Source organism: Mycolicibacterium agri, assembly GCF_002553505.1.
Taxonomy (GTDB): Bacteria; Actinomycetota; Actinomycetes; order Mycobacteriales; family Mycobacteriaceae; genus Mycobacterium; species Mycobacterium agri.
Map to the genome: position 1 here is coordinate 1 of NZ_PDCP01000056.1, position 24,277 is coordinate 24,277.

24 protein-coding genes, 1 tRNA gene and 1 pseudogene are annotated in these 24,277 nt (G+C 68.0%); 8 read left to right on the plus strand and 18 right to left on the minus strand.

All coding sequences use genetic code 11. The features are described from left to right. Positions 1 to 148: 148 nt before the first annotated feature. Both CQY20_RS23990 and CQY20_RS23995 read right to left on the minus strand, forming a co-directional pair. Positions 149 to 373: a hypothetical protein gene (locus CQY20_RS23990; RefSeq protein WP_097942576.1), complete on the minus strand. Its 225-nt coding sequence runs from the start codon at positions 371 to 373 to the stop codon at positions 149 to 151. Positions 374 to 419: 46 nt separating this feature from the next. Then, positions 420 to 506: transfer RNA gene (locus CQY20_RS23995), tRNA-Leu, on the minus strand. Positions 507 to 569: 63 nt separating this feature from the next. Between CQY20_RS23995 and CQY20_RS24000 the strand changes: the two genes are divergently transcribed. Beyond that, entirely contained in the window at positions 570 to 986 is a 417-nt protein-coding gene (locus tag CQY20_RS24000; RefSeq protein ID WP_097942577.1) for a hypothetical protein, read from the plus strand. Between the two features lie 65 nt (positions 987 to 1,051). Beyond that, on the plus strand, positions 1,052 to 1,321 hold the full coding sequence (locus tag CQY20_RS24005; RefSeq protein WP_097942605.1) for a DUF3817 domain-containing protein: 270 nt from the start codon (positions 1,052 to 1,054) through the stop codon (positions 1,319 to 1,321). Positions 1,322 to 1,346: 25 nt separating this feature from the next. On the opposite strand, the gene rdgB is transcribed toward CQY20_RS24005, so the two are convergent. The 11 genes and pseudogenes from rdgB to clpS form a co-directional block, all read right to left on the minus strand. Next, positions 1,347 to 1,961 carry an RdgB/HAM1 family non-canonical purine NTP pyrophosphatase gene (gene rdgB / locus CQY20_RS24010; protein WP_097942606.1) on the minus strand — a complete coding sequence of 205 codons (615 nt, stop codon included), beginning with the start codon at positions 1,959 to 1,961 and terminating at the stop codon, positions 1,347 to 1,349. Continuing rightward, the gene (rph, locus tag CQY20_RS24015) at positions 1,954 to 2,739 is read right to left on the minus strand and encodes a ribonuclease PH (RefSeq protein WP_097942578.1); all 786 of its coding nucleotides are present in this window, start codon (positions 2,737 to 2,739) and stop codon (positions 1,954 to 1,956) included. The genes rdgB and rph overlap by 8 nt, the downstream gene beginning before the upstream one ends. A 28-nt stretch (positions 2,740 to 2,767) precedes the next feature. Next, positions 2,768 to 3,541 carry a cyclic nucleotide-degrading phosphodiesterase gene (locus CQY20_RS24020; protein WP_097942579.1) on the minus strand — a complete coding sequence of 258 codons (774 nt, stop codon included), beginning with the start codon at positions 3,539 to 3,541 and terminating at the stop codon, positions 2,768 to 2,770. 58 nt (positions 3,542 to 3,599) lie between these two features. After that, positions 3,600 to 4,412 carry a glutamate racemase gene (gene murI, locus CQY20_RS24025; RefSeq protein ID WP_097942607.1) on the minus strand — a complete coding sequence of 271 codons (813 nt, stop codon included), beginning with the start codon at positions 4,410 to 4,412 and terminating at the stop codon, positions 3,600 to 3,602. An 8-nt stretch (positions 4,413 to 4,420) separates the two neighbouring features. Next, entirely contained in the window at positions 4,421 to 5,104 is a 684-nt protein-coding gene (locus CQY20_RS24030) for a rhomboid family intramembrane serine protease (RefSeq protein WP_097942580.1), read from the minus strand. Further along, a pseudogene (locus CQY20_RS24035) lies at positions 5,095 to 6,068 on the minus strand (cysteine synthase). Before CQY20_RS24035 ends, CQY20_RS24030 begins: the two are co-directional and overlap by 10 nt. Beyond that, complete coding sequence (locus CQY20_RS24040) at positions 6,065 to 6,343, minus strand: MoaD/ThiS family protein (protein WP_097942581.1); 279 nt, start codon at positions 6,341 to 6,343, stop codon at positions 6,065 to 6,067. The pseudogene CQY20_RS24035 and the gene CQY20_RS24040 overlap by 4 nt, the downstream one beginning before the upstream one ends. A 38-nt stretch (positions 6,344 to 6,381) precedes the next feature. Next, positions 6,382 to 6,795: a M67 family metallopeptidase gene (locus CQY20_RS24045; protein WP_097942582.1), complete on the minus strand. Its 414-nt coding sequence runs from the start codon at positions 6,793 to 6,795 to the stop codon at positions 6,382 to 6,384. A gap of 2 nt (positions 6,796 to 6,797) precedes the next feature. After that, positions 6,798 to 7,835, minus strand: a complete 1,038-nt coding sequence (locus CQY20_RS24050) for a P1 family peptidase (protein ID WP_097942583.1) — start codon at positions 7,833 to 7,835, stop codon at positions 6,798 to 6,800. After that, positions 7,832 to 8,413 (minus strand): oxidative stress transcriptional regulator AosR, encoded by a 582-nt coding sequence (aosR, locus tag CQY20_RS24055; RefSeq protein ID WP_097942584.1) that lies wholly within the window; start codon positions 8,411 to 8,413, stop codon positions 7,832 to 7,834. The genes CQY20_RS24050 and aosR overlap by 4 nt, the downstream gene beginning before the upstream one ends. A 23-nt stretch (positions 8,414 to 8,436) precedes the next feature. After that, positions 8,437 to 8,739: an ATP-dependent Clp protease adapter ClpS gene (gene clpS / locus CQY20_RS24060; RefSeq protein WP_097942585.1), complete on the minus strand. Its 303-nt coding sequence runs from the start codon at positions 8,737 to 8,739 to the stop codon at positions 8,437 to 8,439. Positions 8,740 to 8,831: 92 nt separating this feature from the next. On the opposite strand from clpS, the gene CQY20_RS24065 reads away from it, so the two are divergent. Genes CQY20_RS24065 through CQY20_RS24075 form a run of 3 tightly spaced genes read left to right on the plus strand, consistent with a single transcriptional unit; the run spans position 8,832 to position 13,674 of the window. Further along, positions 8,832 to 10,133, plus strand: coding sequence for a nicotinate phosphoribosyltransferase (locus CQY20_RS24065; protein WP_234816390.1), 1,302 nt, complete (start codon positions 8,832 to 8,834; stop codon positions 10,131 to 10,133). Beyond that, positions 10,130 to 12,166, plus strand: a complete 2,037-nt coding sequence (locus CQY20_RS24070) for an ATP-dependent DNA helicase (protein WP_097942608.1) — start codon at positions 10,130 to 10,132, stop codon at positions 12,164 to 12,166. Before CQY20_RS24065 ends, CQY20_RS24070 begins: the two co-directional genes overlap by 4 nt. A 59-nt stretch (positions 12,167 to 12,225) precedes the next feature. Continuing rightward, positions 12,226 to 13,674: a neutral zinc metallopeptidase gene (locus CQY20_RS24075; RefSeq protein ID WP_097942587.1), complete on the plus strand. Its 1,449-nt coding sequence runs from the start codon at positions 12,226 to 12,228 to the stop codon at positions 13,672 to 13,674. 61 nt (positions 13,675 to 13,735) lie between these two features. Here the strand turns inward: CQY20_RS24075 and glgP are convergent, their stop codons facing one another. Then, positions 13,736 to 16,357: an alpha-glucan family phosphorylase gene (glgP, locus tag CQY20_RS24080; RefSeq protein WP_097942588.1), complete on the minus strand. Its 2,622-nt coding sequence runs from the start codon at positions 16,355 to 16,357 to the stop codon at positions 13,736 to 13,738. Positions 16,358 to 16,535: 178 nt separating this feature from the next. Between glgP and CQY20_RS24085 the strand changes: the two genes are divergently transcribed. Together CQY20_RS24085 and glgB are read left to right on the plus strand one after the other, a co-directional pair. Beyond that, positions 16,536 to 18,620 (plus strand): alpha-1,4-glucan--maltose-1-phosphate maltosyltransferase, encoded by a 2,085-nt coding sequence (locus CQY20_RS24085; RefSeq protein WP_097942589.1) that lies wholly within the window; start codon positions 16,536 to 16,538, stop codon positions 18,618 to 18,620. Positions 18,621 to 18,637: 17 nt separating this feature from the next. Then, positions 18,638 to 20,857 (plus strand): 1,4-alpha-glucan branching protein GlgB, encoded by a 2,220-nt coding sequence (gene glgB / locus CQY20_RS24090; RefSeq protein ID WP_097942609.1) that lies wholly within the window; start codon positions 18,638 to 18,640, stop codon positions 20,855 to 20,857. 10 nt (positions 20,858 to 20,867) lie between these two features. Here the strand turns inward: glgB and CQY20_RS24095 are convergent, their stop codons facing one another. The 3 genes from CQY20_RS24095 to CQY20_RS24105 are packed head-to-tail and all read right to left on the minus strand — an operon-like array spanning position 20,868 to position 23,415. Next, positions 20,868 to 21,764, minus strand: coding sequence for a tetratricopeptide repeat protein (locus CQY20_RS24095; RefSeq protein WP_163700697.1), 897 nt, complete (start codon positions 21,762 to 21,764; stop codon positions 20,868 to 20,870). 13 nt (positions 21,765 to 21,777) lie between these two features. Further along, a complete protein-coding gene (locus CQY20_RS24100) occupies positions 21,778 to 22,188 on the minus strand; it encodes a DUF3817 domain-containing protein (RefSeq protein ID WP_371871014.1) in 411 nt (136 codons plus the stop codon). A gap of 45 nt (positions 22,189 to 22,233) precedes the next feature. Then, the gene (locus tag CQY20_RS24105; protein WP_097942590.1) at positions 22,234 to 23,415 is read right to left on the minus strand and encodes an acetyl-CoA C-acetyltransferase; all 1,182 of its coding nucleotides are present in this window, start codon (positions 23,413 to 23,415) and stop codon (positions 22,234 to 22,236) included. Positions 23,416 to 23,506: 91 nt separating this feature from the next. On the opposite strand from CQY20_RS24105, the gene mce reads away from it, so the two are divergent. Further along, positions 23,507 to 23,977 (plus strand): methylmalonyl-CoA epimerase, encoded by a 471-nt coding sequence (gene mce, locus CQY20_RS24110; RefSeq protein ID WP_097942591.1) that lies wholly within the window; start codon positions 23,507 to 23,509, stop codon positions 23,975 to 23,977. Positions 23,978 to 23,980: 3 nt separating this feature from the next. On the opposite strand, the gene CQY20_RS24115 is transcribed toward mce, so the two are convergent. Then, the gene (locus CQY20_RS24115; RefSeq protein WP_097942592.1) at positions 23,981 to 24,271 is read right to left on the minus strand and encodes an Rv1322 family protein; all 291 of its coding nucleotides are present in this window, start codon (positions 24,269 to 24,271) and stop codon (positions 23,981 to 23,983) included. Positions 24,272 to 24,277 lie beyond the last annotated feature (6 nt).

Genomic DNA, 24,277 nt, shown 5'->3' on the forward strand with positions numbered 1-24,277 from the left:
ATAATCCAGGGATAAGCCTTCAGATACACAACAACCTCCAACAAGGTGGCTGTTGCAATCACCCCCAGAAATCGCCCAGGACAGTGCGGACCTTTGCGTCTGCTCGCGCGGTGAAGGTGTGTCGGCTAGGACTTTTGGATAGGGCCGGCTAGAACGGACGGCAGTCCATGATGGTCGGATCCCACCACCCGTTCGGCAAGCAGTTCTTCATCGGGGCGCCGGTCGGACGGCACACGTTGGCGAGCGGATCAAACCACTCGACGCCGGGTTCGCAGTCCGCCGAGCTGACCGCGGGTGAGATGACGGTGACGAACGCCAGCGGAGCCAGACCGGCCGCGGCGGCGGTCGTGATGCGACGAATGACAGTTCTCATGCGGTTGATCTTGCCAACCGACGGGCGTCTCAAACGCTGAATTGAGTGGTGCGGGCGGTGGGACTCGAACCCACATGTCCGTTAGGACACTGGAACCTAAATCCAGCGCGTCAGCCAATTGCGCCACGCCCGCAGCCTGCCGATCGTACCGCCGCCGCGATCGTCGGGCCGACGCCCCGCGCGGTACCGTTGAGCCATGTCCACTACACGGCGTAGGAGACCAGCGCTTATCGCGCTGGTGATCGTCGCCGCCGCGGGCTGCCTGGCGTTGGCCTGGTGGCAGTGGACCCGCTACGAGTCCGCCTCGGGCAGCTTCCAGAACCTGGGCTACGCGCTGCAATGGCCATTCTTCGCCGGGTTCTGCGTCTATGCCTACTACAAGTTCGTCCGATACGAGGAAGCCCCACAGGAGCCGAAGCGCGGAGACGCCGTCACCGAGATCCCCGCGGGGCTGCTGCCCGAACGGCCAGCGCCGAGGACGCCGACGACGCAGCCCGACGACGATCCCGCGCTGCGGGAGTACAACGCCTACCTTGCCGACCTCGCGAAGCAAGACCTCGCCAAGAAAGACCTCGTCAAGAAAGACGTCGCCAAGAAAGACAGGGAATCGTGACCGAAACGCCCGCCCCGACCGCACCCGCCGAGACCATCCGCAAAGCGCTGCTCGGCTATCGCGTGATGGCATGGACGACCGGCCTGTGGCTGATCCTGCTGTGCTACGAGATGATCGCCAAGTACGTCTACGGCGTCGAGGGCCTGAACTGGATCGCGGTCGTACACGGCTGGGTGTACTTCGTCTACCTGCTGTTCACCGCCAACCTGGCGGTGAAGGTGCGCTGGCCCATCGCCAAGACCATCGGCGTGCTGCTGGCAGGCACCATTCCGCTGGTCGGCATCATCGTCGAGCACTTCCAGACCAAGGACATCAAGGAGCGCTACGGCCTTTAGCAGCCTTTAGGGACCTTTAACGGGCTTAGCGCGCCTGCGCCTGAGCCAACTCCCGCAGCGCGGGCACCAGCTGCGCCAACGCCCGCCCGCGGTGCGAGGAGGCGTCCTTCTCCTCCGCGGTCAGCTCGGCGGCCGTCCGCAGTGAACCCTCCGGCACGAACACCGGGTCGTAGCCGAATCCGTTGTCGCCCCGCGGTTCTCGTGCGATGCTCCCCCGCCAGGTGCCGCGCACCACCGTCTCGCCCTTCGCCGACACCAGCGCGCACGCCGACACGAACGCGGCGCCACGGCGGGGGTCGTCGACGTCGCGGAGTTGCGCCAGCAGCAGCGCCGTGTTGGCCGCGTCGTCGCCGTGGGTGCCCGCCCACCGCGCGGACAACACCCCCGGCATGCCGTTGAGCGCGTCGACCTCGAGTCCGGAGTCGTCGGCCACCGCGGCCAGACCCGTCGCGCGGAACGCGTCGCGCGCCTTGGCGAGCGCATTCTCCTCGAACGTCGCGCCGGTCTCCGGCGCCTCGTCGAACGGCGCGACGTCGTCGAGCGAGCGCAGCGTGATGCCCGATAGCCCCGCACCGTCGAGCACCCGTCGCAGTTCCGCCAGCTTCTTAAGGTTGCGGCTGGCGACCAGTAGCTCAGTCAGCGCCGAACGCCTTCTTCGGTGGCACGTCCGACTCGGGCAGCACACCCGGATACGGCTTCTCGAGCGCCTCGCGCTGGATGACGAACAGCTGCTCGCACGCCGCCATCCCCGCATCCAGCAGCTTGTCCAGCGTCGACCTCGGGAAGGTGGCGCCTTCGCCGGTGCCCTGGATCTCGACCAGCGTACCGGTGTCGGTGGCGACGACGTTCATGTCCACCTCGGCGCGCGAGTCCTCCGAGTACGGCAGGTCGACGCGGATCCGGCCGTCGACCACGCCGACGCTGACCGCCGCGATCGCACACGACAGCGGGCGCGGGTCGGCGAGCTTGCCGCAGGCCGCCAGCCACGTCACCGCGTCGGACAGCGCCACATACGCGCCGGTGATCGCCGCGGTGCGGGTGCCGCCGTCGGCCTGCAGCACATCGCAGTCGATCGCGATGGTGTTCTCCCCCAACGCGGCCAGATCGATGCAGGCACGCAGCGACCGCCCGATCAACCGGCTGATCTCCTGCGTGCGCCCGCCCAGCCTGCCGCGCACCGACTCCCGGTCGGAGCGCTCATGGGTGGCCGCGGGCAGCATCGCGTACTCCGCCGTCAACCAGCCCTCACCCGAACCCTTACGCCAGCGCGGTACCCCCTCGATGACGCTCGCGGTGCACATCACCCGCGTCTGGCCGAACTCCACAAGAACCGAACCCGCGGGAAGAGTGGTGAACCCGCGGGTGATGACCACCGGCCGCAGCTCGTCGTCAAGCCGCCCGTCTTCTCGTCTGGACACCCGCCAACCCTAGCCGGTGCCACCGTCATCAATGCCGGGTGACGGGGAACGACTCCCCGGACACCACAGCGTGCACGGGTCCGTCGAATTCCGCCTTCGCTTCGCTGATCACGTCCTCGCGGGACGTCCACGGCGGAATGTGTGTCAGCAAAAGTTCGGCGACACCCGCTCGGGCCGCGGCCTGGCCGGCCTCCGTGCCCGACAGATGAAGATTCGGCGGGCGCGACGGGTCGTGCGTCCACGACGCCTCGCAGAGAAACACATCGGCCCCGCGCGCCAGATCGACAAGCGAATCGCAGGCACCGGTGTCGCCGCTGTAGACGAACGTCGCACCGGACGGATCGGTGATGCGCAACCCGTAGGACTCAGTCGGATGACATACCAGTCGCGGTTCGACGGTCAGCGCGCCGATCTGCACAGGCTGCCGGTCCACCCAGTGCCGAATCTCGAAAATGTCGCTGAAATCATCGATTTCGGCGCCCTCCGGCGACGAGGCCGCACCGAGTCGAGCCCACGTCTTCTTCGGTCCGTACATCAATCCGCGCTGTTGGGCGGGCGACGGGTGATAGCGGCGCCACACGAACAAGCCGGGAAGGTCAAGGCAGTGGTCTGCGTGCAGATGCGACAACAACACGTGCACGGAGTTCGGGTCGGCGTGACGCTGCAGCGCGCCGAGCACACCACCGCCGAAATCAATGACCAAGGGAGGGGTGTCTGGCGCCGTCAATAGGTAGCCAGACGCTGGCGAATCAGGCCCGACGACACTGCCGGAGCAACCGAGTACGGTGATTCGCACATTCACTAGCTTGCCATGCCCACCATCTCGATGACGAAAACATCAGCGCATTGGGCGACGAACGTCATCTTTGTGCGCCAACGTGACGCTGAACAGGTCTGACACCGTCGAGTGCCGGCCCGAGAAAGCGCGCGGCCAGCCCGGTGAACGCCTCCGGGTCGCCGGTCGCTTCGAACACCCGACGCGCAGGCGGTGCGTCATGCGGGCGAAGCAGATCGAGTTCGGTGAGCACCCGCAGCAAGTCCTTGGCCGTTTCCTCGGCGCTGGACACCAACGTAACGTGGTCGCCCATCGCCAGCTGGATCAGCCCGCTCAGCATCGGGTAGTGGGTGCAACCCAGCACCAGCGTGTCGACGTCGGCGCGCTGCAGCGGTTCGAGGTAACCCTCGGCCAGTCCGAGCACCTGCCTTCCGCTCGTGACACCGCGCTCGACGAAGTCGACGAACCGTGGACACGCCACCCCGGTGACCTCGATGTCGCGGGCGGCGGCGAACGCGTCCTGGTAGGCGCCTGACGTGATGGTCGCCTTGGTGCCGATCACCCCGATGCGGCCGTTGCGGGTGGTGGCGACCGCGCGGCGCACGGCGGGCAGGATCACCTCGACGACGGGCACCGGCGCGTAGCGCTCGCGGGCATCGCGCAGGCATGCCGATGACGCGCTGTTGCAGGCGATCACCAGCGCTTTGACGCCGCGCGAGACGAGGTCGTCGCCGATCGCCAACGCGTGCGCGCGGATCTCGGGGATCGTCAAGGGCCCGTACGGACCGTTGCCGGTGTCGCCGACGTAGACGATGTCCTCGTCGGGCAGCTGATCGATGATCGCGCGCGCGACGGTGAGTCCGCCGACGCCGGAATCGAAGATTCCGACAGGCGCCATGGCGGTCGTCACGGCGTCAGATACGGGTTCGCCAGCGTCGTTCGGCGACGCTGCCTTGCCTTGCGTTCCGGGCCCGACAACACGTACGCGGCGACGATGCCTGCGACCGCGCCGCACAGGTGGCCCTGCCACGACACGCCGGGGGTACCGGGCAGCACGCCCAGCAGGACGCCGCCGTAGATGAACAACACCACGACGCCGACGGCGATCTGCCACGCCTTGCGGGTGAAGAACCCGAACACGATGAGAAACGCCAGCCAGCCGAAGATCAAGCCGGAGGCGCCGATGTGGTTGGCCTCGCAGCGCACGTTGATATACGGACAGTGCGCGCCGATATTGCCGATCAGCCAGGTGCCGAAGCCGCCGAGGATCCAGATGATCGCGGTGGCGAAGATGAACCGCGACAGCCCGGCCAGCGTCACCAGAAAGCCCAGGACCAGCGCCGGGACGGTATTGGCGATCAGGTGGTCCCAGTTGGAGTGCAGCAGCGGGGCGAACAGGATGCCCCACAGGCCGTCGGTTTCCAGCGGTCGGATGCCGTTGGAGTCGAGCCGGTGATTCGTCAGGTTGTCCCACAGCTCGATGAGCCAGAGCAGCACGACGAAACTGACGATGGTGACTCCGCCGACCACCCACGCCGGCCGCTTCTTCGGTTTCGGGTGGGTGGCATACCCGGGTCCGCCTACGCCCACAATTGCCCTTCCAAAGCGTCTTCCGCTTCGTCAAGGCTACCGGCGTAGGCACCGGTCGACAGATACTTCCAGCCGGCGTCGGCGACGACGAACGCGATGTCGGCGCGCTGGTCGGCCTTCATGGCTTTGGCCGCGACGCCGAGGGCGGCGTGCAGCACCGCGCCTGTCGAGATGCCGGCGAAGATGCCTTCGATCTGCACGAGTTCGCGGGTGCGTTTGATCGCGTCGAACGAACCGACCGAGAACCGTGTGGTCAGCACGGTTTCGTCGTACAGCTCGGGGATGAATCCCTCGTCGATGTTGCGCAGCGCGTAGACGCCCTCGCCGTAGCGGGGTTCGGCGGCGACGATCTGCACGTCGGGCACGTGCTCACGCAGGTAGCGGCCGGTGCCCATCAGCGTGCCGGTGGTGCCGAGGCCCGCGACGAAGTGGGTGATCTCCGGCAGGTCGGCCAACAGTTCCGGGCCGGTCCCGTCGTAGTGCGCGTCGCTGTTGGACGGGTTGCCGTACTGGTAGAGCATCACCCAGTCGGGGTGCTCGGCGGCCAGCGCCTTGGCGTGGGCGACCGCGGTGTTGGACCCGCCCTCGGCCGGCGAAAAGATGATCTGCGCGCCGTAGAGCTCGAGCAGCTGACGGCGCTCGATCGAGGTGTTCTCCGGCATCACGCAGATCATCGTGTAGCCCTTGAGCAGCGCCGCCATCGCCAGCGAGATGCCGGTGTTGCCGCTGGTCGGCTCGAGGATCGTCGCACCGGGCCGCAGCAGCCCGCTGCGTTCGGCGTCCTCGATCATCCGCAGCGCGGGCCGGTCCTTGATCGAGCCCGTCGGATTGCGGTCCTCGAGCTTGGCCCACAGCCGAACGTGCGGCTGGCCGTCGGGCCGTCATCCCAGCGCGGCGACAGCCGGCGCAGGCCGACCAGCGGAGTGTCGCCCAGCGCCTCCAGCAGTGAGTCGTACCGCGTCAACGAGCGCCGCCTGCCACGGCGGGCAGGATGGTCACCGAGTCGCCGTCGGAGATCTCGGTGTCCAGCCCGCCGGAGAACCGCACATCCTCGTCGTTGACGTAGATGTTGACGAAGCGGTGCAACTTGCCGTTCTCGACGAGACGCTCGGAGATGCCGGAGTAGTTCGCCTCGAGGTCGCTGATCACGGCCTGCAATGTGTTGCCCGACGCGGTGACGCGCTTCTGGCCGCCGGTGTGGCTGCGCAGAATCGTGGGCACGGAAACGGTAACGGTCATGTCTGGGCCTTCCTGATACGTCCTATTCGAGTTCCGGTTCAATACTTTTCGACGATCTTGACGGGTTCCTCGGTGACGACGCCGTCGACGATGCGGTAGCTGCGCAGCTCGTGCTCGTCGGGGTCGCGCGTCGACACCAACACGTAGTGCGCGTCCGGCTCGGACGCATACGAGATATCGGTGCGGCTCGGGTAGGCCTCCGTCGCGGTGTGCGAGTGGTAGATCACCACGGGCACCTCGTCGGCGGCGTCCATCTCGCGCCACACCCGAAGCTGCTCCATCGAGTCGAAGCGGTAGAACGTCGGCGACCGCTCGGCGTTGAGCATCGGGATGTGCCGCTCGGGACGGTCGGACCCCTCCGGCCCGGCCAGCACCCCGCACGCCTCGTCGGGATGGTCGGCGCGGGCGTGCGCGACCATGGCGTCGACGAGGTCGGCGCGTATCACCAGCACGGTTATTCCTTTCCTGCGAACGCTCCGGGCAACATGTCCCGGTAAGCCGGTATTCCTGCTACCGACTCTGCCGCAAGCATCCCGACGACGACCGCGCGGGCCAGCACATCGGCCGCTGCCGCGCCGACGGCGGTGATCAGCGGCACCTCCGGTGTCATCGATGCGGGCGTCTCGGGGTTGGGCGGCACCTCGACCGCGCCCGTGGCCAGCGCGAAGACGGTGTCGCCGTCGAGGGGGGTGTGGGACGGCCGCAGGGTGCGGGCCAGGCCGTCGTGAGCAGCCACGGCGACGCGGCGGCAGCCTGCCGGGCTCAGCGCCGCATCGGTGGCGACGACAGCGATGGTGGTGTTCAGGGGGCTGAGTTCGGTGTGCCGCGCGGCATAGGCCGCGATCTGCTCGGCCGGCGGCGGCACCAGCCCGAATTCGGCGATCAGGTCGGCTTGCCAGGGCAGTCCGGTCCTGGGGTCGACGGCCTCTCCGGCGGCGTTGACGACGACGACGGCCCCGACCGTGACGCCGATGTGGTCGAGGGTGACCGAGGCGGTGCCGACGCCGCCCTTGAGCACGCCGACCCGCGCGCCGGTGCCTGCGCCGACGGTGCCCAGCGCGACGTCCTCGCCAGCGCTGTCGGCAGCGGCGTAGCCGAACTCGGCCGTCGGCCTGCAGGCCCATCCGCCGACGGGCAGGTCGAAGACCACCGCGGCGGGCACGATCGGCACCACTCCCCCTGGCAGCGCGACACCGCGCTCGCGTTCCTCGAGCCAGGCCATGACGCCGTCGGCGGCGGCGAGCCCGTAGGCGCTGCCGCCGGTGAGCACCACCGCGTCGACGTGGCGCACGGAGTTGATCGGGTCAAGCAGGTCGGTTTCCCGGGTGCCCGGCGCGCCGCCGCGGCCGTCGACCGCCCCGACCGTGCCCGGCGGGGTCAGCACGACGGTCGTGCCGGAAGCCCAGCCGGAGCCGAGCGTCACGTCGGGGTCGAGCCGGTGGTATTGGCCGACGCGGATGCCGCCGACATCGGTGATCGAACCAGCGCTCATTTCTTGTCCATCAACCCCAGCACCAGGTACTCCTGCAGCACCGTCAGCCACTGGTACACGTCGAAGTGGCCGGCCATCGGATGGTCGGGCGGCAGTCGATCGGGACCATCTGGCCCGATCTCGAGCATGGTGCCAAGGGCCAGCCGCACGTCGTTGACCGCGGCCGCCCACGCATGGGCGTCGTCCTCGGTCAGCTCGAAGCGGCCGCCACCGACCGGCAGAGTCTTCAACAACCGTTGCGCCGCTTCGCGTTTGGCCTCAATGATCTCCGGCTCGTGCAGGCTGCGCAGCGCGCTGTTGAGGCTTTCCGCGGTGCCCGAGCCGGCCGGATGGTCGTGCTGCGGCCGGTAGAAGTCGGGCAGCAGCCGTCGCATCGTCTCGTCTTCCGGCGGCCGCGTATGGCCCGTCTTCAATCCCGTGATTTCTTCGAGTTCATCTGCCGGCGACGAGGATTCGCGGTCGTCGAGCATGCCGAGCATCGATGTCACCAGGCTCTCCAACAGCGCCGCCTCGTGTGATGCCAAGGCGGACCGAAATCGCGGGCCGTCTGCGGTGTCGACCCGCTTCCACTTTCGCACTATTGCGTCCCGGCTCCGATGTTCTAGCGGTCTTGTTGCATGGTCGCCCACAGCCCCGCGGCATGCAGTTTCGAGACGTCGACTTCCATCGCGTCTCGGCTGCCCGCCGACACCACCGCCTTGCCCTCGTTGTGCACCTGCAGCATCAGCTTGGTGGCGTGCGGCTCGCTGTAACCGAACAACTTCTGGAAGACATACGTCACATACGTCATGAGATTGACGGGGTCATCCCAGACGATGGTCACCCACGGGGCATCGGTGTCCTCGGTGGTCTCGACATGCTGTTCCTCGCGAGTTCCCGGCCGGGCCTTCGCTGGGGTAACCATGTGCCCAGAATAGCGGTGCGCTAACCGGGCACGAGACCGGTTACGGTTGCTGTGTGACGGCCGCGTTGCTGACCGACAAATACGAGCTGACGATGCTTGCGGCGGCGCTGCGCGACGGAACGGCGGCGCGGCGGACCACTTTCGAGTTGTTCGCACGCCGGCTGCCCGACGGCAGGCGCTACGGCGTCGTCGCCGGCACCGGGCGCTTCTTGGAAGCGTTGGCGGACTTCACCTTCGACGACGCCGATCTGGCGTCGCTGTCGGACTTCCTCGACGACCGGACGCTGTCCTACCTTTCGGACTACCGCTTCCGCGGTGACGTCGACGGCTACGCGGAGGGCGAGCTGTACTTCCCCGGCTCTCCGGTGCTGTCGGTGCACGGCACGTTCGGCGAGTGCGTGATCCTGGAGACGTTGGCGCTGTCGATCTTCAACCATGACACCGCGATCGCGTCGGCAGCGGCGAGGATGGCCAGCGTGGCCGACGGCCGCACGCTGATCGAGATGGGCTCACGGCGCACGCATGAGCACGCTGCCGTCGCCGCCGCACGGGCCGCTTATATCGCCGGCTTCACCGGCACCTCGAACCTGGAAGCACAGCGCCGATACGGCGTGCCTGCCATGGGTACCAGCGCGCACGCGTTCACGCTGCTGCATGTGTCGGCGAACGGCCCGACCGATGACCCGGAGGCGTCCAAGACCTCGGAGTGGGAGAAGGCGGCATTCCGTGCGCAGGTCGACGCGCTGGGCGTCGGGACCACCCTGCTCGTTGACACATACGACATCACCACCGGCGTCGCCAATGCCGTCGAGGTGGCCGGGCCCGAACTCGGCGCGGTCCGCATCGACTCGGGTGACCTCGGGGTGCTGGCCCGGCAGGTGCGCCTGCAACTCGACAAGCTCGGCGCCACCAAGACGCGCATCGTGGTGTCGGGTGACCTCGACGAGTACGCCATCGCGGGGCTGCGCGCCGAGCCCGTCGACAGCTACGGCGTCGGCACCTCCGTGGTCACGGGGTCCGGCGCGCCGACCGCGAGCATGGTCTACAAGCTGGTCGAGGTCGACGGGATGCCGGTGGAGAAGCGCAGCCTGCGCAAGGAGTCGCACGGCGGCAGGAAAAAGGCGCTGCGGCTGGCCAAACCCTCGGGCACCATCGTGGAGGAGGTTGTCTATCCCGCGGCAGGGCCCGTCGGAGAATCGGACCACCTCGTCGCCCGCGAGCTGACCGTCCCGCTCGTGATCAACGGCGAGGTCGTGGCGGACGACGATCTGGAAAAGGCCCGCCAACGGGTGGTCGACGGGCTGCACAGCCTGCCGTGGGACGGCCTGAAACTGTCGCACGGCGAGCCGGTGATCCCGACCAGGATGATCCCGCCCGCCCATCGAGGCGCATAGGAGGAGCTACGCCCGAAGCAGCTTCGGTCACCGAACTGCTGGCCACCGCGGTCGCCGCGTTGGGCGGCAGCAAGCGCAGCGGTCAGGTCCGCATGGCCGAGGCCGTCGCGCACGCCTTCGACGCCGGCGAGCACCTGGCCGTGCAGGCGGGCACCGGCACCGGCAAGTCGCTCGCGTATCTGGTGCCTGCGATCGCGCGTGCCGTCGCCACCGACGAGCCGGTGGTGGTATCGACGGCCACCATCGCGCTGCAACGTCAGCTCGTCGACCGCGATCTGCCCGCCCTCGCTGATTCGCTGGAACAACAACTTCCGCGGCGGCCGAGGTTCGCCCTGCTCAAGGGACGCGGAAACTACCTGTGCCTGAACAAGATTCACAACGGCGCGGCCGAGCCGGATGACCGCCCGCAGGACGAATTGTTCGACGCGGCGGCGACCACCGCGCTCGGCCGCGACGTGCAGCGTCTGACCGCATGGTCGTCGGACACCGAGACCGGCGACCGCGACGAACTGACACCCGGTGTGCCCGACCGGTCCTGGGCGCAGGTCAGCGTCTCGGCCAGGGAGTGCATCGGCGCGGCGCGCTGCCCGTTCGGAACCGACTGCTTCGCCGAGAAGGCCCGTGACGTCGCCGGGCAGGCCGACGTCGTCGTCACCAACCACGCGCTGCTGGCCATCGATGCCATCTCCGATGCCGCCGTGCTGCCCGAGCATCGACTGCTGGTGGTCGACGAGGCGCACGATCTCGTCGACCGGGTCACCGGCGTGGCCACCGCCGAACTGTCCAACGCGATACTCGGCGCCGCCACCCGGCGCGCCGCACGACTCGTGGAACCCGAACTGGCGCAACGGTTGGAGGCTGCGACGGCGACGTTCGTGTCGGCGATTCACGACGCGACGCCTGGGCGCATCGACCACCTCGATGACGAGATGACGACCTACCTGACCGCGCTGCGCGATGCCGCGAGCAAGGCGCGCTCGGCGATCGACCTGTCGCCGTCCGACCCGAAGGCCGCCTCCGCGCGCGCCGAAGCGGTGACCGCGCTGACCGACATCAGCGACACGGCCTCGCGCATCGTGGCCTCGTTCGTGCCCGCGATACCCGACCGCGACGATGTGGTGTGGCTCGACCATGAGGACGGGGCGCACGCGAGGGGCACAAAGAGCGGAGGCGGGGGCGGGAGTATCAGAGCCGTCATGCGAGTTGCGCCGCTTTCGGTGGCAGGGCTGTTGCGCGGCAGGCTGTTTGAGCACGCGACCACGGTGCTGACTTCGGCGACGCTGACCGTGGGCGGCACATTCGACGCGATGGCCGCGGCGTGGGGCCTCACCAGCGGCGAGGAGAAGCCGGCCTGGGAATGCATCGACGTGGGATCGCCGTTCGAGCACGCCAAGGCCGGAATCCTCTACGTGGCAGCGCATCTGCCCCCGCCCGGCCGCGACGGCACCGGCTCGGCTGAGCAACTCGACGAGATCGAGGCGCTGATCACCGCGGCGGGCGGGCGCACGCTCGGCTTGTTCTCGTCGATGCGCGCCGCAAAGGCGGCCGCCGAGATCATGCGGGAGCGGTTGGACACACCGGTGCTGTGCCAGGGTGACGACGCGACGTCGGCGCTGGTGAAGCAGTTCGCCGACGACCCGTCGACGTCGCTGTTCGGCACGCTGTCGCTGTGGCAGGGCGTCGATGTGCCCGGACCGTCGCTGTCGCTGGTGTTGATCGACCGAATTCCGTTCCCCCGCCCGGATGATCCGCTGCTGTCGGCGCGCCAGCGCGCGGTGGCGGCCAGAGGCGGCAACGGCTTCATGGCCGTCGCCGCCAGCCACGCGGCGCTGTTGCTGGCCCAGGGCGCCGGCAGGCTGTTGCGCCGCTCGGATGACCGCGGCGTGGTCGCCGTGCTCGACTCCCGCATGGCCACCGCGCGTTACGGCGGGTATCTGCGCGCGTCGCTGCCGCCGTTCTGGGCCACGACCGACCCGGTCCGGGTGCGGCAAGCGCTGGAACGGCTCCGCACAGCCGACGCCGCATTATCCTGACAGCACGTTTCTAGGGCGCCGTCATCTCGGCCACCCGACGATGCGGAAAGGCGCCGCCAATGAGCCGACGACCGATCACCGGCCCCGTGTTCGCCGCCTGCGTCATGCTGCTCGTCGCGTCGTGCGCCACCACCGTGACGGGTCAGCCGGTGTCGGTCTTCGACGATCCGTTCAAGGTTGCCGGCATGCCTGCGGTGGACGGGCCGACCGGGCTTCGCCCGGACGCCGAGCCGCCGACCCGCGAGGTCGAGAACACCGACGGCAGCGAGATCGACGAGCTGGCAGCCGCGGCGATCAGCGACATCGAAGACTACTGGGAGATCACGTATCCGGAGACGTTCGACGACTACTTCATGCGGGTGAAGGAGTTGATCTCCTGGGACGCCAGCGGCTTGGAGAATTCGGAGTTCTGCGGCGCGTTCACCTACGCGCTGGTGAACGCCGGCTACTGCTTCCTCGACCACACGATCGGCTGGGATCGCAGTGAGCTGCTTCCGGGGCTGCGCGACTCCTTCGGCGACATCGCGGTGGCCAACGTGCTGGCCCACGAATACGGCCATGCCATTCACCACCAGGCGAGGATCAACGAGAAGGACACGCCCACCCTCGTCGTCGAGCAGCAGGCCGACTGCTTCGCGGGCGCCTACATGCGGTGGGTGGCCGAGGGCAACTCGCCGCGTTTCACACTGAGCACCGGCGACGGGCTGAACAGCCTTCTGGCGGCGGTGATTTCGTTCCGTGACCCGGTGCTCAGCGAGGACGAGTTCGCGCCCGGCGCCGACGAACACGGTTCGGCGTTCGAACGGATCACCGCGTTTCAGTTCGGTTTCACCGACGGCGCGAAGTCGTGCGCGGCGATCGACGAGAAGGAGATCATCCAGCGCCGCGGCGACCTGCCGGTCGAACTGCAGCGCGACCAGACCGGCGAGTGGCCGGTCAGCGAGGAGTCGGTGAACGCCGTCGTCGACGCCCTCGACACGCTGTTCGCTCCCGCCGACCCGCCGACGCTCAGCTTCGATGCCTCAATGGCGGCCGACTGCCCCGACGCCAGGCCCAGCCCGCCGGTGTCCTACTGTCCGGCCACCAACACAATTGCCGTCGATCTGGAAGACCTCGAGGAAATGGGCAAGCAGTCGGCGCAGGCCGAGGCCATCGGCGTGATCGCCGGCGACAACACGGCGTACTCGATCCTGGTGTCGCGCTACATGCTGGCGCTGCAGCACGAACGCGGCGGCGTTGCCCTCGACAACGCCGAGGCCGCCCTGCGCACGGCATGCCTGACCGGGGTGGCGACGACGAAGATGACCGAGGCCGTCACCACGTCGGACGGCAACACCATCGCGCTGACCGCAGGCGACCTCGACGAGGCGGTGTCGGGCCTGCTCACCAACGGGTTGGCGGCCAGCGACGTCAACGGTGACACGGTGCCGTCGGGCTTCTCCCGCATGGACGCCTTCCGCAACGGCGTGCTCGGTGACGAGGAGCGCTGCTTCAAGCGCTTCCCGTAAGCCGCGATTTCGGCGCGCTAACCGGCGCTACGCGCGCTTTAGCGCGCCCAAATCGCTGGGGTCAGGCGAGCGTGACCAGGCCGAGCTCGGCCTCCGATGCCAGCAACGGGTGGTGCGGCAGCACCCGCACCGTGTAGCCGACCGGACCGGCGACCGGCAGCGGCGTCGTCGTCGAGAACACCTCGAGGCCACCGTCGGCGCTGCCGACGTGCGTCATCGTCACGGCGACGGGAGCGACCAGTGCGTCGGCGGCGTCCACGCGCCCCAGCACCGCCTGCACCGTCACCTCGTCGGGGCGCAATCCCGCCAGTTGCACCTTCGCGGTCAGCGTCATCTCCGAGCCCAGCAGCGGTGTGTCGGGCAACCCCGTGCTGTCGACGTCCGTGATCTGAATCTTCGGCCAGGCCTCCTGCGCGCGCTGGCGGTACAGAGCCAGATCCCGCGCGGCACCGAACGCGGCGCCACCCTCCTCGAGCGGCTCGACGGTGCGGCGCAGCGACTGCGCGGCAGGCGCGTAGTACTTCTCGGTGTAGTCGCGCACCATCCGCGACGCCAACACCTTGGGGCCCAACACTTCCAGCGTGTGGCGGACCATCTCCACCCAGCGCACCGGGATACCGTGCTCGTCGCGGTCGTAGAACTTCGGCGCCACCGACTGCTCAAGCAGGTCGTAGAGCGCCGCCGCCTCCAGGTCGTCGCGGCGGCCCTCGTCGGATACACCGTCGGCAGTCGGTATCTCCCAACCGTTTTCGCCGTCGTACCACTCGTCCCACCAGCCGTCGCGGATGGACAGGTTCAGCCCGCCGTTGAGCGCGCTCTTCATCCCCGACGTGCCGCAGGCCTCCAGCGGACGCAGCGGATTGTTCAGCCAGACATCGCAACCCCAGTACAACTGGCGGGCCATCGACATGTCGTAGTCGGGCAGGAACGCGATGCGGTGGCGCACCTCCGGCCGGTCGGCGAACCGCACCACCTGCTGAATGAGCGCCTTGCCTCCGTCGTCGGCAGGATGCGACTTGCCCGCGACGATCAACTGGATCGGATGCTTGTCGTCCAGCAGAAGCCGCTCGAGCCGTTCGGGGTCGCGCAACATCAGCGTCAACCGCTTGTACGTCGGAACCCGGCGCGCGAACCCGACGGTCAGAACGTTGGGGTCGAAAGCCGTTGCGATCCAACCCAACTCGGCCTCCGCGGCGCCGCGCTCCTGCCACGACCGGCGCAGCCGGGCCCGCACGTCCTTGACCAACAGCTCCCGCAGCTGCGACCGGATCCACCAGATCTGACCGGGATCGACGTGCTGCAACCGCTGCCAGGCCTCGGGCTCCCACACCGCGGGGCCGGTTGGCAGCTCGCCGCCGTACAGCTCGCGGGCGACCTGCAGCCATTGCGGTGCGGCCCACGTCGGCGCGTGCACACCGTTGGTGATCGACCCGATCGGCACCTCGTCCGGATCGAAGCCCGGCCACAGCGCGTTGAACAGCGCCCGGCTCACCCGGCCGTGCAGCCGCGACACCCCGTTGGCGCGCTGCGCCAGCCGCAGACCCATGTGCGCCATGTTGAACTTCGACGGATCGTCCTCGGCGCCGAACGCGATCACCCGGTCCAGCGGCACACCGGGCAGCAGCGGCCCGCAGACGCCGGACGCGTTCTCGTCGCCGCCGCCGAAGTAGCGCTTCACCATCTCCACCGGGAACCTGTCGATGCCCGCGGCCACCGGGGTGTGCGTGGTGAACACGGTCGACGACCGCACCACAGCCAGCGCGGTGTCGAAATCCAGCCCGGAGCCGATGAGCTCACGGATCCGCTCGACGCCGAGGAACCCGGCGTGGCCCTCGTTCATATGGAACACCTCGGGGGTGGGCAGGCCCTCGATCTCGGTGAACGCCCGGATGGCGCGCACCCCGCCGATGCCCGCCAGCAGCTCCTGTTTGATCCGGTGCTCCTGGTCGCCGCCGTACAGCCGGTCGGTCACGCTGCGCAAGTCGTGCTCGTTCTCCGGGATATCGGAATCGAGCAACAGCAACGGGATTCGGCCCACCTGCGCCACCCACACCCGGGCCCGCAGCTGGCCGCAGTCCGGCATCGCCAGGTCGATGAGCACAGGGTCGCCGGTGTGGTTGGTGAGCAGCCGCAGCGGAAGGCCCTGCGGGTCCAGCGCCGGATAGTTCTCCTTCTGCCAACCGTCGGCGGTCAGCGACTGCCGGAAGTACCCCGACCGGTAGTACAGGCCCACCGCGATGAGCGGCAGCCCTAGATCCGAGGCGGACTTCAGATGGTCGCCCGCGAGGATGCCGAGGCCGCCCGAGTAGTTCGGCAGCACCTCGGCGACGCCGAACTCCATCGAGAAGTAGGCGATGCCGTTGGGCAGCTCGTCGCCTGCCGCGGCGCGCTCCTGGTACCACAGCGGCCGGCTCAGGTAGTCGTCGAGTTGGTGGACGATGTCATCCAGCCGCGAGACGAACGACTCGTCGGTGGCCAGCTCGTCCAGCCGTTTCGGGCTGACCTGGCCGAGCAGCACCACCGGATCGCAGCCGACCTGCTTCCACAGGTCAGGGTCGATGGTCGCGAACAGGTCCTGTGTCGGTTTGTCCCAGGACCAGCGCAGGTTGATCGACAGCCGCTCCAGGGCGACGAGTCGCTCCGGAAGGTGGGCGCGGACCGTGAACCGGCGGAGGGCTTTCACGCGACACAACCTTACTGGCGACGGATAAGAGCGCCATCAGTGTCGGTGCGACGTTCACCCGCATGTGGTTGGGCCCGACACTACGGTGGGTATAGGGCGCGACGAGGCTGTAAAAGGAATCCGGAACGACACCAGACGACAGCGGCCCGAGCGGGCCGCGCCATGAAGGAGTGGGTAGGTGGCCGGTCGTATCGCAATCGATGACGTCGCCCCTGTGGTCTCCAACGGACGCTATCCCGCCAAGGCCGTGGTCGGTGAGATGGTCCCGGTGCGCGCGACGGTGTGGCGCGAGGGCCACGACGCCGTGGCCGCCACCCTGGTGGTCCGCTACCACGGCACCGAGTACCCGCAGTTGGCCGAGGGGCCGGTGCTCGAGGAGCCTGCGCAGCCGGTGCCCATCGAGAACGTCGTCAAGCCGGCCCGCCGGATCAAGCCGCAGCACATTGCGATGTCGCTTGGCCGCACACCCGACGTCTTCCACGGGCAGTTCTGCCCCGACGCCGTCGGGTTGTGGACGTTCCGCGTCGACGGATGGGGCGACTCGATCGCCACGTGGCGGCGCGCGGTCACGGCCAAGCTGGACGCCGGGCAGAGCGAAAGCGAGTTGAACAACGACCTGCTGATTGGCGCGCGCCTGCTGGACCGGGCCGCCACCGGCGTCCCCCGCGCGCTGCGGACACCGCTGCTCGAGGCCGCCGAGGCGCTTCGCACGCCGGGCGACCCGTTCACCCGCGCGGGCCGGGCGCTGTCGGAGGAGGTGACGCGGCTCCTCGAGGAGTATCCGCTGCGCGATCTGATCACCCGCGGTGAGTCGTACGGCGTGTGGGTGGACCGGCCGCTGGCGCGGTTCGGCGCCTGGTACGAGTTCTTCCCCCGCTCGACCGGCGGTTGGGACCGTGACGGCAACCCGGTGCACGGCACGTTCGCCACCGCGGCCAAGGCATTGCCCCGCATCGCGAGGATGGGCTTTGACGTGGTGTACCTGCCGCCGATCCATCCGATCGGCAAGGTGCACCGCAAGGGCCGCAACAACTCGGTGACCGCCGGGCCCAACGACGTGGGATCGCCGTGGGCGATCGGCAGCGACGAGGGCGGCCACGACGCGGTGCACCCGGACCTCGGCACGATCGACGACTTCGACGACTTCGTCGCCGCGGCACGCGACCAGGGCCTCGAGGTGGCGCTGGATCTGGCGCTGCAGGCGGCGCCGGACCACCCGTGGGCCAAGGAGCATCCGGAGTGGTTCACTGTGCTGCCGGACGGCACGATCGCCTACGCGGAGAACCCGCCGAAGAAGTACCAGGACATCTACCCGATCAACTTCGACAACGACCCCGCGGGCATCTACCACGAGGTGCTGCGGGTGGTGCGGTTCTGGATCAGCCACGGCGTCAAGATCTTTCGCGTCGACAACCCGCACACCAAGCCGCCGAACTTCTGGGCCTGGCTGATCGGACAGGTCAAGTCGGTCGACCCCGACGTGCTGTTCTTGTCCGAGGCGTTCACCCGGCCCGCCCGCCTCTACGGCCTGGCCAAACTCGGCTTCACCCAGTCCTACAGCTACTTCACCTGGCGCACCGCGAAGTGGGAACTGATCGAATTCGGTGAAGACATCGTCGAACACGCCGACTACGCGCGGCCCAACCTGTTCGTCAACACTCCCGACATCCTGCACGAGAGCCTGCAACAGGGCGGCCCCGGCATGTTCGCCATCCGCGCCGTGCTCGCATCGACGTTCAGCCCGGCCTGGGGCGTCTACTCCGGCTACGAGTTGTTCGAGCATCAGCCGGTGCGCGAAGGCAGCGAGGAATACCTGAATTCGGAGAAGTACGAGCTGCGCCCCCGCGACTTCGAGGCAGCCCTGGCCCGCGGCGAATCGCTGGAGCCGTTCCTGGCCCGGCTCAACGAGATTCGCCGTCTGCACCCGGCGCTGCGCGAGCTGCGCACGCTGAAGTTCCACCACATCGACAACGACGCGCTGCTGGCCTACAGCAAGTTCGACCCGATCACCGGCGACGCGGTGCTGGTGGTGGTCACGCTCAACCCGTTCGGCCCGGAGGAGTCGACCCTGTGGCTGGACATGGGCGCCCTCGGCATGCACCCCTACGACCGGTTCTGGGTTCGCGACGAGATCACCGGCGAGGAATACCAGTGGGGCCAAGCCAATTACGTCCGCCTTGATCCGGCCAAGGCGGTCGCGCACATATTGAACATGCCGCGGATACCGGCCGAACAACGAGCGGCCCTGCTGCGCAGGGAATGAGGGAAGTGACCGAAAAGATGACGCGCACGAACCAACAGACGAGCCCACACCTGCGGCCGGATCCCAACGATCTGAACCGGCTGCTGGCCGGCGAGCACCACAACCCGCATTCGATTCTCGGCGCACACGAGTACGGCGACCACACGGTGATCCGTGCCTACCGGCCGCACGCAATCGAGGTGGCCGCGCTTGTCGGCAACGAGCGATACGTGTTCACCCACCTCGACGCCGGGCTGTTCGCGGTGGCGTTGCCGTTCACCAATCTGATCGACTACCGGCTGCAGGTGAGCTACGACCACGGCGGCGACGAACCGCACGTGCACACCGTCGCCGACGCCTACCGCTTCCTGCCGACACTGGGCGAGCTGGATCTGCACCTGTTCGCCGAGGGGCGCCACGAACGCCTCTGGGACGTCATCGGCGCGCACCCGCGCAGCTTCCGAACCGCCGACGGAGTGGTCGAAGGTGTGTCGTTCGCGGTGTGGGCGCCGAACGCCAAGGGGGTCAGCCTGATCGGCGACTTCAACCATTGGGACGGCGACGAGGCGCCGCTGCGGGTGCTCGGGTCGACGGGGGTGTGGGAACTGTTCTGGCCGGGGTTCCCGATCGGCGGCAAGTACAAGTTCCGTGTGCACGGCGCCGACGGTTCGGTCACCGAACGCGCCGACCCGATGGCGTTCGCCACCGAGGTGCCGCCGCAGACGGCGTCGCGCGTCACCATCAGCAACTACACGTGGGCCGACGACGAGTGGATGACGCGACGGGCGCAGGTCAATCCGGTGTTCGAGCCGATGAGCACCTACGAGGTGCACCTGATGTCGTGGCGGCCTGGCCTGAGCTACCGCCAGCTCGCCGAGGAACTCACCGAATACGTTGTCGAGCAGGGTTTCACGCACGTCGAACTGCTGCCGGTGGCCGAGCATCCGTTCGGCGGGTCGTGGGGCTACCAGGTCACGTCGTACTATGCCCCGACGTCACGGCTGGGCAGCCCGGACGATTTCCGCTACCTCGTCGACAAACTGCACCAGGCGGGCATCGGCGTGATTATGGACTGGGTGCCCGCCCACTTCCCCAAGGACGCGTGGGCGCTCGGCCGGTTCGACGGCACCGCGCTCTACGAGCACTCCGATCCGCGCCGCGGTGAACAGTTGGACTGGGGCACATACGTTTTCGACTTCGGCCGTCCCGAGGTGCGCAACTTCCTGGTGGCCAACGCGCTGTACTGGTTGCAGGAATTCCACATTGACGGTCTGCGCGTCGACGCGGTGGCATCGATGCTGTATCTGGACTACTCGCGGCCCGAGGGCGGCTGGACCCCCAACATCTACGGCGGCCGCGAGAACCTGGAAGCGGTGCAGTTCCTGCAGGAGATGAATGCGACCGTGCACAAGGTCGCGCCGGGCATCGTCACCATCGCCGAGGAGTCGACGTCGTGGCCCGGCGTTACACGGCCGACAAACCTTGGTGGGCTTGGCTTCTCGATGAAGTGGAACATGGGCTGGATGAATGACACGCTCGAGTTCATCAAGCGTGACCCCATCCACCGCAGCTACCACCATCACGAGATCACGTTCTCGATGTTGTACGCCTACAGCGAGAACTACGTGCTGCCGATCAGCCACGACGAGGTGGTGCACGGCAAGGGCACGCTGTGGGGCCGGATGCCGGGGAACGATCACATGAAGGCCGCGGGCCTGCGCAGCCTGCTGGCCTACCAGTGGGCGCATCCGGGCAAGCAACTGCTGTTCATGGGGCAGGAGTTCGGCCAGCGCGCGGAGTGGTCCGAGGAGCGCGGGCTGGACTGGTATCAGCTTGACGAGAACAGCTTCTCGACCGGCATCCAGAAGATGATGCGCGACATCAACGACATCTACCGCACGCGGCGGGCGCTGTGGTCGCAGGACACCCGTCCCGAGGGTTACTCGTGGATCGACGCCAACGACTCGGCCAACAACGTGCTGAGCTTCCTGCGCTTCGGCGACGACGGCACGATGTTGGCCTGCATCTTCAACTTCTCCGGCGCCGAGCACACCCGGTACCGGCTCGGGCTGCCGCATACGGGCACTTGGCGGGAGGTGCTCAACACCGACGCCGACGTCTACAACGGCTCGGGCATCGGCAACTACGGCGCCGTGGAGGCCACCGACGAGCCGTGGCACGGCAGGCCCGCATCGGCGGTGATGGTGCTGCCGCCGCTGTCCGCGCTGTGGTTCGAACCCGCTCAGCCGACCGACTGACGCGAAGGCATCAGTACAGCGCGTTGGCGAGCTTGCGTCGGGCTTCGATGACCTCGGGGTCGGCCGGGTCGAAGAGCTCGAACAGCTCGACCAACCGCGTTCGCACCTTGGTGCGGTCGTCGCCCGCGGTGCGCTTGACCAACGCGATCAGCCGGTCGAAGGCCGCCTTGGGGTTCTGCTGCAGGATCTCGACATCCGCAGCGGCGAAAGCTGATTCGATGTCGTCGGGGTTCGCGTCAGCGGCGACGATCGCCCCCGGCGCCTGCGACGTGGCCCGCTGCAGGAAGGCGATCTGACGCACCGCGCCCTTGGCCTCGGGGTGGTTGGGCTTCGCGTCGAGGATCTTCTGGTAGGCGCTGCGCGCGGCGTCGAAATCGCCGGCGTCGAGGTGCGCGCGGGCCTGCGCCAGCTCGGGGTCAACCTGCTCGGGCTCGCCGGCATCGCCTCCGCCGCTGAGCTTTCCGGCGGTGGCGTTGAGCAGCGAATCGATCCAGCCGCGCAGCTGATCGGCGGGCTGCAGGCCCTGGAAGCTGGACAACGGTTGGCCTGCTGCCAGTGCGACGACGGTCGGGACGGCCTGCACGCCGAACACCTGCGCCACCCGCGGCGTCGTGTCGACGTTCACGGACGCCAGCGCCCACTTGCCGCCGTCTTGGGCCGCCAGCGTGCCCAGCGCGTTGGCCAGCTGCACGCTCGCGTCGCTGCGTGGCGACCAGAGCACCACGACGACGGGCACCTGGTTCGACCGAACCAGCACTTCGGCTTCGAAATTGGCTTCAGTGATCTCCACACCAGCCGGCGCGCCGGAGCCCTGCCCGTCGCTGGGCGCCGAGGCGCGCTGCTTCAGGGCGGACAGGTCAACCGCGCCGGCGATGGATGGACCGACGGGAGGACGTGGACGACTCACGCTTCTAAGTCTGTCACGCCGTTTCCGGCACCGATCCGCGTGGTTGCAGGACCCCCTTCGACGGGCTGGCAGACCCCATCCGACCACTCCGATCGGCCCATATGAGGAAGATCACACTGCCAAGCGGCACGACGCTCGCCAGCAACGCCAGCAACCATGTGCCGCGCGCCCATTTGACCGAGATTCCGACGAGCAGACCGGCCAACACGAACGCCACGAAGATCAGGCCGTGGGCCATGCCGAACACCTTGACCCCGATCTCGGTGCGCGGGCTGCCCAGGTACTTGAAATACATCCCGACCAGCAGGCCGACCCAACTGACGGCTTCGGCCAACGCGATCAGGCGAAACCATCCCGCGGCGGTACGGACGGTGAAGGCGCTAGGGGCGTCAGCGGCGTCGGACACGCTTGTCATGGGCGCCATTGTGCCCGAAATTCCGCGCTATTACTACACGCCGTAGTAGACCGCTTACCCGGCCCGCAGGATCAGCGCGTCGCCCTGGCCGCCCGCGCCGCACAGCGCGGCGACGGCATAGCCGGATCCGCGTCGCGCCAACTCCAGCGCCGCGTGCAGCGTGATGCGCGCACCCGACATGCCGATCGGATGGCCGATCGCGATCGCACCGCCGTTGGTGTTGACCTTCTCCGGATCGAGACCGAGTTCCTTCATCGAAGCCAACGCGACCGCCGAGAACGCCTCGTTGATCTCGACCACATCCAGGTCGTCGACCGAAATACCTTCGCGCGCAATGGCTTTCTTGATCGCATTGGCCGGCTGGGACTGCAGCGTGGAGTCCGGCCCCGCGACAACGCCGTGGGCGCCGATCTCGCACAGCCAGGACAGCCCCATCTGCTCGGCCTTGTCCTTGTTCATCACGACGACGGCAGCGGCGCCATCGGAGATCTGCGACGCCGAACCCGCCGTGATGGTTCCGTCTTTGCGGAACGCGGGCTTGAGCCCGGCCAACGACTCGGCGGTGGTGTTGGCCCGGATCCCCTCGTCCTCGGCGAACTCGATCGGGTCGCCCTTGCGCTGCGGAATCTGGACAGGAACCACTTCGTCGGCAAACACGCCGTCTTTCCATGCGGCCGCGGCCTTCTGGTGCGAGCGGGCCGCGAACTCGTCCTGCTCGGCGCGGGTGAACTGGTCGACCTCGTTGCGCTGCTCGGTCAACGCGCCCATCGGCTGGTCGGTGAACACGTCGTGCAACCCGTCGTAGGCCATGTGATCGAGCACGGTGACATCGCCGTACTTGTAGCCGGCGCGGCTGTTCATCAACAGGTGCGGCGCCTTGGTCATCGACTCCTGACCGCCCGCGACGACCACGTCGAATTCACCGGCGCGAATCAGCTGATCGGCCAACGCGATCGAGTCGATGCCGGACAGGCACATCTTGTTGATCGTCAGCGACGGCACGCCCCAGCCGATGCCGGCGGCCACCGCCGCCTGCCGCGCAGGCATCTGCCCAGCCCCGGCGGTCAGCACCTGACCCATGATCACGTACTCGACTGACGACGCGGGGACACCCGCCTTCTCCAGGGCGCCCTTGATGGCGATGGCGCCTAGGTCGCTGCCCGAGAACTCCTTCAACGAGCCCATCAGCTTGCCCACTGGCGTCCGCGCCCCAGCAACTATTACCGACGTCGTCATTTCCTACCTCCAGGGGTTTCGCAAGGCTTCGTCGAGGCTATCCAGAAGACCGCCAGTATCGAAATCGATGTCGTTAGGTTACCTTTGCGTTATGACCGCCGACCAAGTTGACGCCCGTCCACTCTTGGCCACCGCACTGGTGACAGCAATCGACCACGTCGGCATTGCTGTCGCGGATCTGGACAGCGCGGTCAAGTGGTATCACGACCATCTCGGCATGATCGTCCTGCACGAAGAGGTCAACGAGGACCAGGGCGTCCACGAGGCGATGCTGTCGGTACGCGGCGCGCCGGTCGGCAGCGCGCAGATTCAGCTAATGGCGCCGCTCGACGAGACGTCGCCGATTGCCAAGTTCCTGGACAAGCGCGGCCCCGGCCTGCAGCAGCTGGCGTATCGGGTCAGCGACATCGACGCGCTCACCGACCGGCTGCAGGAGCAGGGTGTGCGGCTGATCTACGACGCACCGCGGCGGGGTACCGCCAATTCGCGGATCAACTTCATCCATCCGAAGGATGCCGGCGGTGTGCTGATCGAGTTGGTCGAGCCCGCCGAAACTCACTGACATCTACGACCATTTCCTGGTCGGGCCCCGAGTGGCGCGATGCTGCCAGCACGGCGTGTGCCAATGCCTGCGGTCCTCGACCGCGTCTTGCCCGAAGTCGATCGGCCATACCACCAAATGCGCTGTGCCGGGCCGAATTTCGTGGTCGCAGCCCGGGCAGCGGTAGGTCTTGGTGGCCCTGGCCGCGGCGACCGGCTTGACCTCGTAGTCGTAGCCGTCGGGTCCGACCTCGATGCGCCGGGGCGCGGGCAGGGGTGTCCGTGGCGGCTGCCGGGTGCGTCGACGCCTGGACATCTGATG